The sequence below is a fragment of the Pectobacterium carotovorum genome, from assembly GCF_900129615.1.
GTDB classification, from domain to species: Bacteria; Pseudomonadota; Gammaproteobacteria; order Enterobacterales; family Enterobacteriaceae; genus Pectobacterium; species Pectobacterium carotovorum.
Window position 1 is genome coordinate 179,600 of the sequence record NZ_FQWI01000005.1, and the last position, 14,817, is coordinate 194,416.

The 14,817-nt window shown below is 51.2% G+C and carries 13 protein-coding genes; 8 read left to right on the top strand and 5 right to left on the bottom strand.

All coding sequences use genetic code 11. The annotated features are described in order from the left end of the window. Positions 1-255 precede the first annotated feature (255 nt). Together yfcE and yfcD are read left to right on the top strand one after the other, a co-directional pair. Positions 256-807 (top strand): phosphodiesterase, encoded by a 552-nt coding sequence (gene yfcE, locus BUB06_RS12215; RefSeq protein WP_039471306.1) that lies wholly within the window; start codon positions 256-258, stop codon positions 805-807. A gap of 123 nt (positions 808-930) precedes the next feature. Beyond that, entirely contained in the window at positions 931-1,599 is a 669-nt protein-coding gene (yfcD, locus tag BUB06_RS12220) for an NUDIX hydrolase YfcD (RefSeq protein WP_072886144.1), read from the top strand. 72 nt (positions 1,600-1,671) lie between these two features. On the opposite strand, the gene BUB06_RS12225 is transcribed toward yfcD, so the two are convergent. From BUB06_RS12225 to ackA, 3 genes are all read right to left on the bottom strand, one after another. Next, positions 1,672-2,532, bottom strand: a complete 861-nt coding sequence (locus BUB06_RS12225) for a DUF817 domain-containing protein (protein ID WP_039471308.1) — start codon at positions 2,530-2,532, stop codon at positions 1,672-1,674. A 119-nt stretch (positions 2,533-2,651) separates the two neighbouring features. Beyond that, positions 2,652-4,790, bottom strand: a complete 2,139-nt coding sequence (gene pta, locus BUB06_RS12230; RefSeq protein ID WP_029367433.1) for a phosphate acetyltransferase — start codon at positions 4,788-4,790, stop codon at positions 2,652-2,654. 79 nt (positions 4,791-4,869) lie between these two features. Next, positions 4,870-6,072 (bottom strand): acetate kinase, encoded by a 1,203-nt coding sequence (gene ackA / locus BUB06_RS12235; RefSeq protein ID WP_010295401.1) that lies wholly within the window; start codon positions 6,070-6,072, stop codon positions 4,870-4,872. A 429-nt stretch (positions 6,073-6,501) separates the two neighbouring features. On the opposite strand from ackA, the gene yfbV reads away from it, so the two are divergent. The 4 genes from yfbV to BUB06_RS12255 all read left to right on the top strand — a co-directional run bounded on the left by yfbV (position 6,502) and on the right by BUB06_RS12255 (position 10,250). After that, the gene (gene yfbV / locus BUB06_RS12240; RefSeq protein WP_039471310.1) at positions 6,502-6,957 is read left to right on the top strand and encodes a terminus macrodomain insulation protein YfbV; all 456 of its coding nucleotides are present in this window, start codon (positions 6,502-6,504) and stop codon (positions 6,955-6,957) included. Positions 6,958-7,121: 164 nt separating this feature from the next. After that, positions 7,122-7,616 carry a YfbU family protein gene (locus BUB06_RS12245; protein ID WP_010295396.1) on the top strand — a complete coding sequence of 165 codons (495 nt, stop codon included), beginning with the start codon at positions 7,122-7,124 and terminating at the stop codon, positions 7,614-7,616. Between the two features lie 21 nt (positions 7,617-7,637). Beyond that, on the top strand, positions 7,638-8,294 hold the full coding sequence (locus tag BUB06_RS12250) for a sugar phosphatase (protein ID WP_039471312.1): 657 nt from the start codon (positions 7,638-7,640) through the stop codon (positions 8,292-8,294). A 123-nt stretch (positions 8,295-8,417) separates the two neighbouring features. Then, positions 8,418-10,250, top strand: a complete 1,833-nt coding sequence (locus BUB06_RS12255; RefSeq protein ID WP_039471314.1) for an SLC13 family permease — start codon at positions 8,418-8,420, stop codon at positions 10,248-10,250. A gap of 29 nt (positions 10,251-10,279) precedes the next feature. Here BUB06_RS12255 and yfbR read toward each other — a convergent pair whose 3' ends face one another. Both yfbR and BUB06_RS12265 read right to left on the bottom strand, forming a co-directional pair. Beyond that, the gene (gene yfbR, locus BUB06_RS12260; RefSeq protein ID WP_010295392.1) at positions 10,280-10,879 is read right to left on the bottom strand and encodes a 5'-deoxynucleotidase; all 600 of its coding nucleotides are present in this window, start codon (positions 10,877-10,879) and stop codon (positions 10,280-10,282) included. Positions 10,880-11,021: 142 nt separating this feature from the next. Beyond that, entirely contained in the window at positions 11,022-12,236 is a 1,215-nt protein-coding gene (locus BUB06_RS12265) for a pyridoxal phosphate-dependent aminotransferase (RefSeq protein ID WP_014916029.1), read from the bottom strand. A gap of 501 nt (positions 12,237-12,737) precedes the next feature. Between BUB06_RS12265 and lrhA the strand changes: the two genes are divergently transcribed. Both lrhA and BUB06_RS12275 read left to right on the top strand, forming a co-directional pair. After that, complete coding sequence (lrhA, locus tag BUB06_RS12270; protein WP_010295387.1) at positions 12,738-13,688, top strand: transcriptional regulator LrhA; 951 nt, start codon at positions 12,738-12,740, stop codon at positions 13,686-13,688. Between the two features lie 677 nt (positions 13,689-14,365). Next, positions 14,366-14,806, top strand: coding sequence for an NADH-quinone oxidoreductase subunit A (locus BUB06_RS12275; RefSeq protein WP_010278904.1), 441 nt, complete (start codon positions 14,366-14,368; stop codon positions 14,804-14,806). Positions 14,807-14,817 lie beyond the last annotated feature (11 nt).

A 14,817-nucleotide genomic window follows, 5' to 3' on the forward strand; every position in this document is an offset into this window, starting at 1 on the left:
GTCTCCGTTTTAATTCAGAAAAACATCATGGACTGTATGGCAGTTGATCGCTTCAGAGAGCGATGCGCTGTCAGAATAGCGTATTGAGGAACGGGCTCTTACCCTACCACTTCTGCGAGTGAAAAATAAGCGATGACGCACCTCGTTGCGCGATCTTTACCGGAAGCGTGCTGCCAACTTTGGTAGACTACGTCCGATGAAGGATGCGGGTGTTGTGGGTGTAGCATTGTTGATATAAACGTTGTGGAGATAACGATGAAGTTGATGTTTGCGTCCGACATACACGGTTCCCTCAGTGCGACGGAGCGCGTGCTGGAAATCTTTGAGCAGAGTCAGACCGACTGGCTTATCTTGCTGGGCGATTTTCTCAATCATGGTCCACGCAACCCGCTGCCGGAGGCGTATCAGCCTGCGGAAGTGGCTACCCAACTAAACACTTATGCGTCACGTATCATTGCCGTACGGGGGAATTGCGACAGCGAGGTTGATCAGATGCTGCTGACCTTTCCGATAACGGCACCCTGGCAACATGTGCTATTGCCGCAGAATCGCCTTTTCCTGACGCACGGTCATCTTTATCATCCAGATAATATGCCACCGCTACACGCGGGGGATGTGCTGGTATATGGTCATACTCATATCCCAGTTGCTGAGCAACGTGGGGAATATTATTTTTTCAATCCCGGCTCAGTGAGCTTGCCGAAAGGGGGATACCCCGCGAGCTACGGTTTACTTGAACAAGACGAACTGCGGGTTCTACCGTTACACGGCGGCGAACCTATTGCGCAGGTCGCGATTAGGCACTAATTTAGCGTATACCCTGTTTTTGACCTTGAATAACAGCAAGGCAGCAGGGAATATTCACAGCAAAGTTCGATCATTTAAAACAGACGCGCGTAGCAACGTGCCAATACTAAAGGGTTTCAGAGGATGGCGGAACAAAGTCAGGCAGCAGGCACAGAGTGGGTTGATATCGTCAATGAAAACAACGAGGTAATTGCTCAGTCAAGTCGTCAGCAGATGCGTGCTCAGAGTCTTCGTCATCGTGCTACTTACATTGTTGTGCATGATGGAATGGGTAAAATTCTGGTGCAGCGCCGGACGAAAATCAAAGATTTCTATCCAGGCTGGCTGGACGCGACCGCTGGCGGCGTAGTGCAAAGCGGTGAGCAGATGCTGGAGTCCGCGCGCCGTGAAGCCGAAGAAGAGCTTGGCATTGCGGGCGTGCCGTTCGCAGAGCACGGCTTGTTCTATTACGAAGGCGAGAATTGCCGGGTATGGGGCGGGCTGTTTAGCTGCGTCACCCACGGGCCGTTTGCGCTACAGGAAGAAGAGGTTGATGAGGTCAGCTGGCTGACGCCGCAGGAAATCACCGCTCGCTGCGATGAATTTACGCCGGACTCGCTGAAAGCCCTGTCGCTGTGGCTGACGCGCTATAGCGATCAGGATTATGGCAAGCCGATTTCACGTAAGCTGAACGAAGCGCTAGACGCTGCTGAGACACCTGCTGTTAATAATAAAAATATTCATGATGAAAATGCTCATGATGAAAACGACAGCAACGTCGTTGCTCCATCAGACGCTGATTCACAGAAATAATGCCTTCCCTGTCTCGCCGCTGCTTTTTCTCCGCTGCGGCGTCTATTTTTCCGAGTGATAAACTGCGGGTTATCACTCGGGAACATGAATACTCTTCTTGATGTCCTTCAGGTAAATCACGATGGTGAACGTCATGATCACCAGCAAAGCCCACGAGCTCCATTTCCCTACGTGAACCATCGACCAGGCTCCGAGCTGTTCTGGATAGCTCCAGACACTGAAAAGCGTGCTGATATTTTCAGCCAGCCAGATAAAAAAGCCGATCAGAATAAAGGCCAATGACAGCGGCATTCGTCGTTCCCGATCGTAAGGCGTGAAAATGACGGTGGTGCGTGCATAGAGCCCGACAGCCAGTGCGGCAATGTACCAGCGATAGTCGCCGATGTAGTGGTGGGTGAAGAAATTGGCATAAATGAGTAGTGCGACCAGCGTTGCCAGCCAGTAGGGCGGGTGATGGCGAATTTTAAGATCGAATAGCCGCCAGGACTGAATGATATAGCTACCGACAGAGGCGTACATGAATCCGGCAAATAGCGGCACACCCAGTACCTTGGTGTAGGCGAAATCAGGGTAAGACCAGGAACGAATACCTGATGAGGTTTTAAACACCTCAAGCGCAAAACCTACGAGGTGAAACAGCGTAACGGCTTTTAACTCATCCCAGGTTTCCAGCTTGCTGGCGATCATCCACCCCTGAATCACAATGGCGAATATCAACAGCAAATCATAGCGAGGGATAGCGAACCAGCCCGCTTTCGGCACGCTGAAAACAGCAAGAAAGAACAGGCCAACGAAGATACAGGCGCGGGCTTCTTTGACGCCGAAATAGAGAAATTCAACCAAAAATCGGGTTAACCCTGTTGGCGATGAAGGCGTGATCCCTTTTTCCAACTGCTGCTGAAAGTGTTGATCCAATAATCGTATTACAGTCATCCATAGACCCTGTTTATGGTTATTCTTGAGCCTGCTCGGTGTGGTTTTTTGTGCGGAGAGCAATAAAAAATGCCAGCGCTGAGGCTGGCATAGAAGATAACAGAATTAATCTGAATATATTAGAGCTGTGTAGCCTGAATGGCGGTCAGGGCAACGGTGTAAACGATGTCGTCTACCAGTGCGCCACGAGACAGGTCGTTAACCGGTTTGCGCATGCCTTGCAGCATTGGCCCGATGGAGATCAGGTCGGCAGAACGCTGTACCGCTTTGTACGTGGTGTTACCGGTGTTCAGGTCAGGGAAGATGAACACGGTGGCTTTACCCGCAACTGGCGAGTTCGGCGCTTTGGACTGTGCAACGTCAGCCATGATAGCGGCGTCGTACTGCAGCGGACCGTCGATGACCAGATCAGGGCGTTTTTCCTGCGCCAGACGGGTCGCTTCACGCACTTTCTCAACATCGCTACCCGCGCCGGAGTTACCGGTAGAGTAAGAGATCATTGCAACGCGTGGGTCGATACCGAATGCGGTAGCGGAATCAGCAGACTGGATAGCGATTTCAGCCAATTGCTCTGCGGTTGGATCTGGGTTGATGGCGCAGTCGCCGTAAACCAGAACCTGCTCAGGCAGCAGCATGAAGAACACAGAAGACACCAGCGAGCTGCCCGGTGCTGTTTTGATCAGCTGCAACGGCGGACGGATGGTGTTAGCGGTGGTATGAACGGCACCAGAAACCAGACCGTCAACTTCGCCCTGTTCCAGCATCAGCGTACCCAGAACCACGTTGTCTTCGAGCTGTTCGCGCGCAACCACTTCGGTCATGCCCTTGCTCTTACGCAGCTCAACTAAGCGCGCAACATAGCGCTCACGCACGACAATCGGATCGACGATTTCGATGCCTTTGCCCAGTTCTACGCCCTGAGCGGCAGCAACACGTTGAATCTCTTCTGGGTTACCGATCAGCACACAGTGAGCAATACCGCGTTCAGCACAGATAGACGCTGCTTTAACGGTACGTGGTTCATCACCTTCTGGCAGAACGATACGTTTGCCTGCTTTACGCGCCAGCTCAGTCAGCTGATAGCGGAACGCTGGCGGAGACAGACGACGTGAACGCTCAGATGCTGCGCTCAGTGAATCGATCCATTGGGTGTCGATGTGGCGTGCAACATATTCCTGCACTTTCTCAACACGTTGACGGTCATCAGCCGGTACTTCAAGGTTGAAGCTTTGCAGGCTGAGTGAGGTCTGCCAGGTGTTGGTGTCGACCATAAATACTGGCAGACCAGTCTGGAAGGCACGTTCGCACAGCTTGGCAATGCTCGGATCCATTTCGTAGCCGCCAGTCAGCAGCAGGGCACCGATTTCCACGCCATTCATGGCAGCCAAACAGGCGGCAACCAGAACATCAGGACGGTCAGCGGAGGTCACCAGCAGTGAGCCCGGACGGAAATGCTCCAGCATATGAGGGATGCTGCGTGCGCAGAAGGTTACAGACTTAACGCGACGCGTCTGAATGTCACCTTCGTTGACGATACGGGCATTCAGGTGCTTCGCCATATCGATGGCGCGCGTAGCAATCAGGTCAAAGCTCCACGGGATGCAGCCCAGAACCGGCAGCGGGCTGTTAGCGAACAGCTGCTTCGGATCGATGTTGGCAACGCTGGCTTTCGTGGAATCATCAAAGATTTCAGACAGGTCAGGGCGAGTACGGCCCTGGTCGTCTACTGGCGCATTCAGTTTGTTGATGATCACGCCAGTGATGTTTTTGTTTTTGCTGCCGCCGAAGCTGGAACGCGCCAGTTCGATACGGTCTTTCAGCTGTGCCGGGGAATCATTACCCAGCGCCAGTACGAAGACGATTTCTGCATTCAGCGTTTTGGCGATTTCATAGTTCAATGCGTTAGCAAACTGGTGCTTACGGGTAGGAACCAGACCTTCAACCAGAACGACTTCAGCGTCTTTGGTGTTTTCGTGGTAGCGCGCGATGATTTCTTCCATCAGCACGTCTTGCTGGTTGGAGCTCAGCAGGGCTTCAACGCGGCTCATCGCCAGCGGCTCGGCGGCGCTGATGGCGGAATTAGCACGAATAATGGTGGTCGTTTGATCTGGCGTATTGTCGCCACTGCGCGGCTGGGCAATAGGTTTGAACACGCTCAGGCGGACGCCTTTCTGTTCCATGGAGCGGATGACACCCAGGCTGACGCTTGTCAGACCAACGCTGGTGCCAGTTGGGATCAACATGATTATACGGGACACGGCCGAACCTCTTTACGGTTGCTCGTTAGTCAAAAACAACACCGTCAGCCTTGGCTGACGGTGTTGGGAGTTACGTGTTTTACGCGGTCAGACGGTAAGCGTCTTCGGCGATGACCAACTCTTCATTGGTCGGGATAACCAGCGCCGCGCGGGTGCCATCTTTAGCGATGTTGCCACCTTTACCGAAGCGTGCAGCCAGGTTGCGTTCGTGATCGACGTCGAAGCCCAGCAGACCCAGTTTTTTCAGTGACAGCTCGCGAACCATTGCCGCGTTTTCACCGATACCACCGGTGAAGATGACGGCATCCAGGCGGCCTTCCATCAGTGCAGCGTAAGAACCGATGTATTTAGCCAGACGGTGGCAGTAAACGTCCATTGCACGTTTAGCATCTGCTTTCGTCTCGTAGTTATCTTCAACGTAGCGGCAGTCGCTGGTCACTTCAGTCAGACCCAGCAGACCAGATTCTTTGGTCATCAGGGTGTTGATGCGATCAATGTCCATGCCCAGTGCGTCGTGCAGGTGGAAAATCACAGCCGGGTCGATATCGCCACAGCGGGTACCCATCACCAGACCTTCCAGCGGAGTCAGACCCATTGAAGTGTCAACGCATTCGCCATTACGGATTGCAGTAACGGAACCACCGTTGCCCAGATGGCAAGTGATGACGTTCAGCTCTTCTACTGGTTTGTTCAGCACTTTAGCGGCTTCACGAGAAACAAAGTAGTGGCTGGTGCCGTGGAAACCGTAGCGACGGATGTGGTTTTCTTTATACAGTTTGTACGGCAGTGCATAAAGGTAGGATTCTTCCGGCATGGTCTGGTGGAACGCAGTGTCGAAAACAGCGACGTTTTTATCAGCCAGGTGTGGGAAAGATTTCAGTGCTTCGTCGATGCCGATCAGGTGCGCCGGGTTGTGCAGAGGTGCAAAAGGTACGGAATCTTTGATACCCTGAAGAACATCATCAGTGATGATCGCGGATTGGGTGAACTTCTCACCGCCGTGAACGATACGGTGACCAATAGCAACCAGTTGAGCTGACAGCTCCGGTTTCTGAGACAGAATGGTATTGACGATGAAGTTCAGCGCTTCGCTGTGAGCTGCACCGGCACCCAGTTCGGCGTCTTGTTTACCGCCGTCCATTTTCCATTTGATGCGGGCTTCAGGCAGGTTGAAACACTCGGCTAAACCAGACAGGTACTCTTCTCCGTTAATCGCATCGATGATAGCGAATTTCAGGGATGAACTACCGCAGTTAAGAACCAGTACTAACTTACTCGACATGGAAGTACCTACTTGTTATACATGGTTAAAAAAATGTCATACAGGGCATAGCGTATCGCATGCCGCCGCTGGCATTTATGATTAACATCATACCTTGGTGTGATACACCAGACACGATGATGAAATAGGGTCGATACTATGATGTAGGTTATATCGGATAATCGATACAACCATATGACATCGACCTGATGTAAACCGCAGCTTTTAAAGCGATGGATAACCGCGTTATGGCCGTTGGCTGCGCTTATGTCGCGAAGGGAATTATACTCCTTGCGTGTAGTCATACTACTTTAGGTATACAGCGGCCAAAAGGCCGATCTAGGATACCGATAGCGTAGGCTAAACACAAAATATATTTTAACCTTATCAACTTGAGTTGTTGATTTGTGCAAAAGTTTTATTTTTTATCTGTAAAGTTGAGGTGTGGCTATGGCGACGAAACCAGACAGTAGAATCAGTTGGCTACAGCTACTCCAACGTGGGCAGCATTACATGAAAACGTGGCCAGCAGAAAAGCGGCTGGCGCCTGTATTTCCTGAAAACCGCGTGGCGCGAGCGACGCGATTCGGTATCCGCATCATGCCGCCGCTGGCGGTGTTTACCTTAACGTGGCAGATTGCGCTCGGTGGCCAGCTCGGCCCGGCCATCGCCACCGCGCTGTTTGCCTGTAGCCTGCCGTTGCAGGGGCTTTGGTGGCTGGGTCGCCGTTCTGTGACGCCTTTACCGCCGACGCTGGTGCAGTGGTTCCATGAGATTCGCCATAAGCTATTGGAGTCAGGCCAGGCATTAGCGCCATTGGAAGAAGCGCCAACTTACCAAGCGTTGGCGGATGTGCTGAAGCGTGCGTTTAACCAGCTTGATAAGACCTTCCTGGATGATTTGTGATCGGCGTCAGGCTGTGTGCGGGTTGATGGCTATTTTGTTCTTTCCCCTGTTTCAAATCAAAGAAGCGGTGGCTACCGCTACCGTGACACGATTCAGTATGCGATTCTGAGGCCAATACCTATTTAGCGATATTGGCTTACACCAAAGAGGTTCAGGAGAGCAACATGGAAATGACAAATGCCCAGAGATTGATCCTTTCAAATCAATATAAAATGATGACGATGCTCGATCCCGACAACGCCGAGCGCTATCGCCGGTTACAAACCATTATCGAGCGTGGTTATGGTTTGCAGATGCGCGAACTGGACCGTGAGTTTGGCGAGCTGACCGAAGAGGTGTGCCGCACCATTATTAACATCATGGAAATGCATCATGCTTTGCAGGTGTCGTGGACCAATCTGAAAGATAAGCAGGATTTGGATGAGCGTCGCCTGACCTTCCTGGGCTTTGATGCCGCAACGGAAGCACGCTACCTCGGTTTTGTACGCTTTATGGTACATGTTGAAGGTCGCTATCCCCACTTTGATGCGGGTACGCATGGGTTTAACGCTCAGACAAAAATGTGGGAAAAATACAACAGAATGCTGGCTGTTTGGCAATCCTGCCCGCGCCAGTATCACTTGAGTGCAGTTGAGATCGCACAGATCATCAACGCCTGATTAATGAAAAAGGGGCTTTCTGTGGAGTGTAAAGGTTTTCTGTTCGACCTCGATGGTACGCTGGTTGATTCACTGCCTGCTGTAGAACGTGCGTGGATTAACTGGGCAAAAGATCACGATATTGAACCACAGGAAGTGCTGGATTTTATTCATGGCAAGCAGGCAATCACCTCCCTGCGTCACTTTCTTCAAGGGCAAAGCGAAGAAACGATTCAACAAGAGTTTGATGCGCTGGAAAAAACAGAAGCGTCTGACACGCAGGGCATTGTTGCCATGCCAGGGGCGAAGGCGCTGTTGGAACGTTTGGATGCGCTGGATATTCCCTGGGCGATTGTGACATCCGGCACGGTGCCGATTGCCAGCGCCCGTCATCATCGCGGAGAACTGCCTGCTCCTCGTGCCTTTATTACAGCGGAGCAGGTTGCTAAAGGTAAACCTCACCCCGATGCCTATTTACTTGGTGCACAGCAGCTAGGGCTGAAGCCGGAAGAGTGTGTCGTCGTTGAGGATGCACCCGCAGGCGTGCTATCGGGCTTGGCGGCTGGCTGCAAGGTCATTGCGGTGAAGGCACCAGCAGACACGCCGAAACTGGATCAGGTCGATCTGATCCTTGATTCGCTGGAGCAGATAGAAATAGAACCATCACCGAACGGCGCTAAGGTGCTTCTGCGCCGGTAGGTTGTCTGTAACATAATGACAAAACTGTGACTAAATATGATCAGACCTCGCATCCGCGAGGTTTTTTTATGGCATGCTGAATCACCACCTCTCAATATGCATTTTTCTGTCAGGGGAACCGTTTTGAATAGCGAACTTCTCTGGGTTTTATCCCTGTTGCTGATCGCCATTGTGTTGTTTACCACCAATAAATTACGCATGGACGTCGTCGCGCTGTTGGTCATCATCGCGTTTGTACTGAGCGGTACACTGACGCTATCTGAAGCGTTGGTAGGGTTCAGCGATCCTAATGTGATATTGATTGCAGCCCTGTTTGTGATTGGTGAGGGGTTGGTTCGTACCGGTGTTGCTTATCAGGTCGGTGATTGGTTGGTCCGCGTGGCGGGCAGCAGTGAGATGAAGATGCTGATCTTACTGATGGTCACCGTTGCGCTGCTGGGGGCTTTCATGAGCTCCACTGGCGTTGTCGCGATTTTTATTCCCGTTGTGCTCAGCGTTTCCGCCCGGATGAAAATTTCCCCCGGAAGGCTGATGATGCCGCTGAGTTTTGCCGGATTGATTAGCGGCATGATGACGTTGGTCGCGACGCCGCCGAATATGGTGGTGAGCAGTGAGCTGATGCGTGAAGGTGTTGCGGGCTTTGGTTTTTTCAGCGTGACGCCGATAGGGATGGTGGTATTGCTGCTGGGTGTGGCGTATATGATGGTGGCGCGTTACTGGCTTGGCGATGCCGAGACGGCAGCAGCAAAAGAGATGTGGAAGAGAAGAACGTTTCGCGATCTGATTCGTGATTACCGACTGACGGGCAGGGCGCGTCGGCTGGCGATTCGACCAGGATCGCCTTTTATCGGCCACCGTCTTGATGATTTACGCTTGCGTCAGCGCTTTGGTGCGAACGTGGTCGGGATTGAGCGCTGGCGTAAATTTCGTCGTGTGATGATCAGCGTGGCGGGCAATACCGAACTTCGCCTGAATGATGTCTTACTGATCGACATGTCGGCGTCTGAGGTGGACTTACGCGAATTTTGCACCGCACAGCGGCTTGAACCGATGGTGCTGCGCGGTGAGTATTTCTCCGAGCAGGCGCGTGATGTGGGAATGGCGGAAGTCTCGTTGATTCCCGATTCTGAACTGTTGGGGAAAACGCTGTATGACGTCGGGTTCCGAAGCCGCTACGGCCTGAGTGTCGTGGGGATTCGCCGGTCAGGTGAAGCGATGGAAGGTATCCTGGCTGATGAGCCGCTCCAGCTCGGTGACATTCTGCTGGTGATGGGCGACTGGCGCATGATTCGACAACTGCACACACAGAAAAACGACTTCCTTTTACTTAATCTCCCTGCTGAGGTGGATGACGTGGCGCCCGCGGTAAGTCAGGCGCCACACGCGCTGTTTTGTCTGGCGCTGATGGTAGCGATGATGCTGACGGATGAAATACCGAATGCGGTTGCCGCACTGATCGCCTGTTTGCTGATGGGGAAATTCCGCTGTATCGACATGGAAAGCGCCTACCGGGCGATCCACTGGCCGAGTATTATTCTTATCGTCGGAATGATGCCGTTTGCGCTGGCGTTGCAGCAAACGGGCGGTGTGGCGCTGATCGTTAAAGGGCTGATGGATGTTGCCGGGAACGCCGGGCCGCATGTGATGCTGGTGTGCTTGTTCGTGTTGTGTGCCGTGATCGGTCTGTTTATTTCCAACACGGCGACGGCGGTGCTGATGGCACCGATTGCGATTGCCGCAGCGAAACAGATGGGCGTGTCGCCTTATCCTTTTGCGATGATCATCGCGATTGCAGCCTCTGCCGCCTTTATGACCCCAGTGTCATCACCGGTGAATACGCTGGTACTGGGGCCGGGCGGTTATAAATTCGGGGACTTTGTACGCATTGGCGTCCCCTTTACCGTTCTGGTGATGGTGGTCAGCGTGGTGATGGTACCGTGGCTGTATCCGTTCTGACGGTGCTTTTCCGTTATAGCGGACGCTCGTTATAACGGAGAATCCTGACTGATTTCGTCAAGCGACAGGCTAAAGCTGGGAACGAACACCGTCATGAAATAGTCCATTTCCGGGCTGTGGCGCAGCTGCAAGGTTTTTTCCAGTCGTGCTTTGGCAAGCGTGAATTCCGCATTGCCTGCGGATAATTCTTCCAGACATTTCAGGTAGGCGCACAGGGCATCTGCCTGTTTAACGATGAGGCGTTCTTCTTCGCTGGTGTAGTGGTCATCCAGCAGCATGCGATAATCCTGCTGCAACTCTTCCGGCAACATTTCAACCAGTTTCTGCTGTGCAATCTTCTCTATCTTCTTGTACTCATGTGCGATCTGCGCGTTGTAGTACTTGATCGGCGTCGGCATGTCACCGGTCAGCACCTCGCTGGCATCATGGTACATCGCCAGTAGTGCGATGCGTTCAGCGTTCAGGTTACCCTCGAATTTGCGGTTTTTGATTACCGCCAGCGCGTGGGCGACGAAGGCGACCTGAAGACTGTGCTCGGAGACATTTTCCGTGCGCACGTTGCGCATCAGTGGCCAACGGCTGATCAGTTTTAGACGGGATAAATGGGCGAAAAAGTGGCTCTGATTCATGGCGATCTCTCAGACAACAGCACGGTGAAATAGCGATATCGTGGGCATCTATTGTGGGCACTTGCCGGAGATTATGCAAACGAAGGTCAGATTTTCGCCGGGCGACGATGGCCCGGCGAGGGTAGGTTCGATGACTGCTGGGCTATTGGTGATAGTGCCCCAGGAAACGCCCTAATTTGTGGATCGCCATGTCCAGCTCATCAATACGCGGCAGCGTGACGATGCGTACGTGGTCCGGGTAAGGCCAGTTAAACGCGGTTCCCTGCACCAGCAACACTTTCTCCTGCAACAGGAGATCCAGCACCAGTTTTTGGTCGTCGTGGATATTAAAGCGCTTGGCATCAATGCGTGGGAACATATAGAGCGCGCCGCGTGGTTTTACGCACGATACGCCGGGGATCTGATTGATCAGTTCCCAGGAACGGTTGCGCTGCTCGTAAAGGCGTCCGCCGGGTTGAATAAATTCGCTGATGCTCTGATAGCCACCCAGCGCGGTCTGAATCGCATGCTGCATCGGTACGTTGGCACACAAACGCATAGAGGCCAGCATTTCCAGCCCTTCAATATACCCTTTTGCGTGTTTTTTCGGGCCGTTCAGTACCATCCAACCTTGACGGAAACCCGCTACGCGGTAGGTCTTGGAAAGCCCGTTGAACGTGACGGTCAGCAAATCCGGCGCGAGTGCGGCAATAGAGTGGTGCTGCGCATCGTCATACAGAATTTTGTCGTAAATTTCGTCGGCGAAAATGATCAGGTTATGTTCGCGTGCAATCGCCACGATATCCAACAGCAGCTCTTTGCTGTAGACCGCACCCGTTGGATTATTCGGGTTGATGATGACAATACCGCGAGTATTGGACGTGATCTTTTTGCGGATATCATCCAAATCGGGGAACCAATCGGAGGACTCATCGCAGAGATAGTGAACGGCATTGCCGTTAGACAGGGAAACCGCTGCGGTCCAAAGCGGGTAATCCGGCGCAGGAACCAGCATTTCATCGCCTGGGTTAAGCAACGCCTGCATGGATTGCACGATGAGTTCGGAAACACCGTTACCAATATAGACGTCTTCAACCGTAATATCGCGCATATCCCGCGCCTGATAGTGCTGAACGATGGCTTTGCGGGCGGAATACAGACCTTTTGAATCACAGTAGCCCTGTGCGGTAGGCAGATTACGGATCACATCGACCAGAATTTCGTCCGGTGCCTCGAAGCCGAAAGGGGCAGGGTTGCCAATGTTCAGTTTAAGGACTTTATTACCTTCTTCTTCAAGCCGCTTGGCTTCCTTTAAGACTGGGCCACGGATGTCATAGCATACGTTCTCCAGTTTCTTGGATTTTTCAATCGGAGACATAAATAGTACGAGCCTTCTGCAGAGAGCGCATATTCCCAGACGGAATAGCATAACCTGCTTAATGTACTCTTCCTGCAGTACCTTTTGAAGAATGATTATCGCTTTTGCTGCAAATGGTTGCGCATCTGCACTATATGGTTGTGTACTCGTTGGATGGTGCGATATGGTAGGGGGCGGACAACTGTTCATGCCGCACTTTTTTAGCGCCAGAATAGGGTGACAGGGAGAGCGTGTTTATTTAAGTGTGGAGCGTATTTATTTCGCAAGATGAAATAAAGGGAAGGTGCCGTTGTTATTGAATTAAGGATTAAGGCTGGTGAGTCATTTAATTACATGATGTCTTACCAATGGAAAGGCGATAGTGGTAACGAAATATAAGTATTTTTTTGCCCTTATCGTGCGTCTGCGATAGTGTCTTTAAATGTATCGGTCATTACCTGTACATGTAATAAAACACCAGGAATATTTTGTTAAAATTAAAATAGATAAGTGAAAAATCGTATGACCAGTGCAAATCGACCAGTACTTAATCTCGATCTTGATTTACTGAGGACGTTTGTTGCCGTTGCAGATTTAAATACATTTGCAGCGGCGGCGACCGCAGTCAATAGAACCCAATCGGCTGTCAGTCAACAGATGCAGCGGCTGGAGCAACTCATCGGAAAGGAGCTTTTTGCCCGACACGGGCGTAATAAATTGCTGACCGAACATGGTATCCAGTTTCTGGGTTATGCCAGAAAAATATTACAATTCAATGATGAAGCTTGTATTTCATTAATGTACAGCGATATTCAGGGTACGCTGACCATCGGGGCGTCTGACGATACTGCAGACACCATCCTTCCTTATATTTTGCATCGGGTGACATCCGTATTTCCTAAACTCTCCGTCAATGTCAGCGTAAAACGTAGCGCTGAAATGATGGAAATGTTGAATCAGGGGAAAATAGATCTGGTTATTACCACAATGAACGGTGTGGTGTTTCCGCATGTGTTATTACGCAGTTCTCCAACGTTATGGTATTGCGCGGCGGATTATCAGTTCCGATCGCAAGAACCTGTACCTCTGGTTGTTCTGGATGAGCCGAGTCCTTTCCGGACGTTGGCTACGCAGCAACTGACGGCCGCAGGGATCCCCTGGAGAATTGCGTATGTGGCTTCAACGCTGTCTGCTGTACGTGCCGCGGTGAAGGCCGGAATGGGTATTACCGTGCGGTCGGTGGAAATGATGAGTCCAGAATTGCGGGTGTTGGGCGAAGAGGAAGGGTTGCCGAGATTGCCTGAAACACGTTATTTCCTCTGCCAGAATCCTAATCAGGAGAATGAGCTGGCAACGGCAATTTTCAATGTGATTGAATCAGGGAAGCCCTCTCACATTACGCCTGTCAGCATGTTAACAAACAGCACGAATGAAAAACTGTCTTCCGACCCGTCGCTGAAGGATGCGATCTAATCGTAATGGGTAGTTAACTATCATTCGGGGAGGGTAGGGATGCACCCCGAATGATGATGATTTATGACTAAGGTGTTAAACCCGCATCGGCAGCGCCTTCTTGGCCTGATTTCTTCACGCCGATCCCACTTTGCGTTTTCCATTCCACATCAATAGGCTAGGCGCGGCGAGATTAATGATTATCTCTATTTTATAAAACGCCGGTTCTATTTTTTTAAAATAATGTTATGGAAAATAGCGTCAAACCTTGTCCAGCATCGTCTTGATTTTTTTACTAACTAAATTGGTAAAAATGTGTGCTGGATCAAAAAATACCCCTAATAACCACATGGGGGAACAGGCATTTCCTGTGAAAATGGTATAGTGACGCGGTGAACTTGCTTCCTGTGCTGCTACACACTGGTTAACTAACAAAAGTACTGACTCGATTTAGCTGCGGGTGAGAACACAAAATGTTAACAAAACAGCGTGCATGTAAAGTAATGTACTGTTATTTTTAGTAAGGTTGAAAAAAAGGTTACAAATTTAGGGGCTCAACCATACCAAGCAAGGCTTACCTGATACGTTTCCGTGCTTTTTTGTGGTTATTAATCCTTCCTTTTAATCGATGTGGCGCATTAACTGCCGATAATAGAGCAGAGATGTTACCCGCCACTTTTGATGAGTAAGCAAAGAGAATGTCAACAACTACTGAAATCCTCGCCCATCATTGGGCATTTGGGCTATTCCTTATCATTGCCGTAGGCCTTTGCGTCTTCATGCTGACCGGTGGGTTCTTGCTGGGGGGGAGAGCAAAAGGCAGGGCCAAAAACGTACCTTATGAATCTGGTATCGACTCCGTAGGTTCAGCACGGTTACGCCTGTCTGCTAAATTTTATCTTGTCGCTATGTTCTTCGTGATCTTCGACGTTGAAGCCCTCTATCTCTACGCTTGGGCTGTGTCTATCAAAGAAAGCGGCTGGATTGGCTTCATTGAAGCAACCATTTTCATTTTGGTGCTGTTGGCTGGTTTGATTTATCTGGTACGCGTTGGGGCACTTGACTGGACCCCGGTACGTTCCAAGAGACAAGTCGTTAAATCAGACATCATCAACACTACCAACAATCATCCGCAGTAACAGCGAGGCAT

What these genes read in the sequence shown, in the direction of transcription:
- lrhA (WP_010295387.1), top strand. Translation starts at nt 12,738, where the DNA reads ATGACCAGTGCAAATCGACCAGTACTTAATCTCGATCTTGATTTACTG.
- BUB06_RS12265 (WP_014916029.1), bottom strand. Translation starts at nt 12,236, where the DNA reads ATGTCTCCGATTGAAAAATCCAAGAAACTGGAGAACGTATGCTATGAC.
- BUB06_RS12225 (WP_039471308.1), bottom strand. Translation starts at nt 2,532, where the DNA reads ATGACTGTAATACGATTATTGGATCAACACTTTCAGCAGCAGTTGGAA.
- BUB06_RS12245 (WP_010295396.1), top strand. Translation starts at nt 7,122, where the DNA reads ATGGAAATGACAAATGCCCAGAGATTGATCCTTTCAAATCAATATAAA.
- BUB06_RS12275 (WP_010278904.1), top strand. Translation starts at nt 14,366, where the DNA reads ATGTCAACAACTACTGAAATCCTCGCCCATCATTGGGCATTTGGGCTA.
- yfcD (WP_072886144.1), top strand. Translation starts at nt 931, where the DNA reads ATGGCGGAACAAAGTCAGGCAGCAGGCACAGAGTGGGTTGATATCGTC.
- yfbR (WP_010295392.1), bottom strand. Translation starts at nt 10,879, where the DNA reads ATGAATCAGAGCCACTTTTTCGCCCATTTATCCCGTCTAAAACTGATC.
- ackA (WP_010295401.1), bottom strand. Translation starts at nt 6,072, where the DNA reads ATGTCGAGTAAGTTAGTACTGGTTCTTAACTGCGGTAGTTCATCCCTG.
- yfcE (WP_039471306.1), top strand. Translation starts at nt 256, where the DNA reads ATGAAGTTGATGTTTGCGTCCGACATACACGGTTCCCTCAGTGCGACG.
- yfbV (WP_039471310.1), top strand. Translation starts at nt 6,502, where the DNA reads ATGGCGACGAAACCAGACAGTAGAATCAGTTGGCTACAGCTACTCCAA.